We start from the raw sequence: 2101 nt of genomic DNA on the forward strand, positions 1-2101 counted from the left end.
GGATTAGAACTTTATGGACATAGTCGCGGGACAATGACATTGGGGAATATGCTGAATTCTTTCAAACAAGAAGGTGTGCACGGGATAGCCAACGAAAACACGACTATCAATCTCTATGGACCAGCCTTTAATGTTTTAGTTGCATCCGGTCTGTTAGGTTATGTGAGTGATGGCAAACAAACCATTGTTGGCTTTGATGGGAATAGATACGACTTTGTCAGCAGAATTATTGGCGGCAATGGCTATACCTACGGGACACTCCCTGCTGGCAGTAACGTTTGGACAGAATGGTTGAGAGTGGCTACAAATCCCATAAGTTCCCATACTTGCCTTGGAGATGTGGGTTATAAATGCCAAAAGTTTTATGGCACATCTCATCGTGAACAATTTCCTTTAAGTAAATCAAGGAGTAAAAAATGAAATACATTTTAAAGTTATTAAGTGGAATAGTTTTGGTGAGTGTAACTGGATGTAATATCGATAAACCTCCTCCAGGAGAGATAGCTACGTGGGAGAAAAATGGTGTTACTGATTTTACTGAGGTAGGAAAAGCCTTATTAGAATGTGGAATGCCAACCCCTTATGATACTGATCCAGAAAGCAGAAAGCTCAGCTACAATGCAATAGCAACCATAGAAGCTTGTATGATTCAATCAGGTTTTCGTGATAAAGTGGGAGGGGGAACTTGGTGTGTAAATCATAAAGCCGAGGATCTTCCCATTTGTCGTCCAGGTGCTGTCATACCACAGCGCAGTGTCAAGAAGCGCTTAAACAGCCCTTTTTGTAAAAAATATAAAAATAGTCGCAAATGCCAACCTTAAGTGTTTCTATTGGTGATGATCAACAATCCCTTATCCTTGCTTTTGCTTGGAATGGCGCGATTGTTTTCTCAACCAATCATCTCAATATTGTTCACCGTTGTTTTAAGCAGCGGTGACAGGAAATATCAACAGGTTTATGAGCTCTGTTTTATCGTAAATAAATCCATTGAAAGAGGGGAAAAATGAAGAAAATCTTAAAACTGTTGAGTTGCATGGCTTTGTTAAGTATCGCTGGATGTGACTCAAAGCCTCCTTCAAAATACTTTGTTATATGGCAAAAGCCAGATGCAGATTCTACTGAAGTAGCAAAAGCATTGTTAGAGTGTGGTAAGCCAACTCCTTATAATGCCGATACAGAAAATAGTGGATTAGGTTTCGGTGAATGGGCAATAATTCATACTTGTATGCTTCAATCTGGCTTCCACTATAGAAGTGAAAATGGAAAGTGGTGTGAAAATTGTCAAGATGATAGGATTCCGGTGTATCCTCTTAGTGGTTCTATCACGCCTCAGCGAAGTGTTGAGAGACGCTTAAATAGCCCTTATTGTAAAAAACATTCAGAACAACTTGAATGCAAACCTTAAGTCTTGCTTCAGCAGAGAAAGCCTTGTCCATCCTTATGTGACAAGGTTTTCTTTTTATGCCGCGTCGTTATAACGTTGCTGTTTTGCTTGTTCGATTACATTCAAAAGATCCGATTGTAACCAACGCGATAAAAAACCAAATTTTAAAGGTTTTGGGAGAGAGCCATTAGTTACATGACGGCGAAATGTTGAGACACTCATATGAAGCAATTTTGCACTTTCACGGTCTGTTAAAAGAATATCATTTTCTGTCATATTAAAATCCTTTCTATCAAAAAATGGTAACAAATCATAACTATTTATTAACCACATTTTGGTTCATTTTTGAAGGTATTTTATTTATAGAAAACAATATTTTATCATATAATTTCTGATGTGATAATTTATGACTCTTATTGAGAGAGAATGAGAGAGAAGAGAGCTAAAGTTATCCACAGATAATGGGGTTATTCACCCCATATTTTAGGTTTGACCCGTGACATAAGCCGCCCATTTATCCATATAGACACGGCGCTGCTCTAGATAATCAGTCCGACGATAGGCACGCTCTACTTGTCCTCCTACTGTATGACTTAGAATAGTTTCAGCGACCTCATAGGGGGCATCGGTTGTTTCTGCTAGCCAATCGCGTAAACTAGAGCGAAAACCATGCGGGCAGGCTTCAAGTTTATTGTCTCTCATATATTGAGCCATACA

At 38.9% G+C, this 2101-nt stretch carries 4 protein-coding genes and 2 pseudogenes; 4 read left to right on the forward strand and 2 right to left on the reverse strand.

Annotated elements, in window-relative coordinates; all coding sequences use genetic code 11:
- The 4 genes and pseudogenes from ACFILO_RS09225 to ACFILO_RS09240 form a co-directional block, all read left to right on the forward strand.
- Window positions 1-420: pseudogene (locus ACFILO_RS09225) on the forward strand (filamentous hemagglutinin); the annotation flags it as partial.
- Entirely contained in the window at window positions 417-821 is a 405-nt protein-coding gene (locus ACFILO_RS09230; protein ID WP_375630432.1) for a hypothetical protein, read from the forward strand. The pseudogene ACFILO_RS09225 and the gene ACFILO_RS09230, both read left to right, overlap by 4 nt.
- Window positions 809-937: a hypothetical protein gene (locus tag ACFILO_RS09235; RefSeq protein ID WP_375630430.1), complete on the forward strand. Its 129-nt coding sequence runs from the start codon at window positions 809-811 to the stop codon at window positions 935-937. The genes ACFILO_RS09230 and ACFILO_RS09235 overlap by 13 nt, the downstream gene beginning before the upstream one ends.
- A gap of 66 nt (window positions 938-1003) precedes the next feature.
- The gene (locus ACFILO_RS09240; protein ID WP_375637113.1) at window positions 1004-1405 is read left to right on the forward strand and encodes a hypothetical protein; all 402 of its coding nucleotides are present in this window, start codon (window positions 1004-1006) and stop codon (window positions 1403-1405) included.
- Between the two features lie 54 nt (window positions 1406-1459).
- Here ACFILO_RS09240 and ACFILO_RS09245 read toward each other — a convergent pair whose 3' ends face one another.
- Window positions 1460-1660, reverse strand: a complete 201-nt coding sequence (locus tag ACFILO_RS09245) for an AlpA family transcriptional regulator (RefSeq protein ID WP_015856172.1) — start codon at window positions 1658-1660, stop codon at window positions 1460-1462.
- Window positions 1661-1867: 207 nt separating this feature from the next.
- A pseudogene (locus tag ACFILO_RS09250) lies at window positions 1868-2101 on the reverse strand (integrase); the annotation flags it as partial.

The organism is Bartonella sp. AP72JLCBS (assembly GCF_042195705.1).
GTDB lineage: Bacteria > Pseudomonadota > Alphaproteobacteria > Rhizobiales > Rhizobiaceae > Bartonella.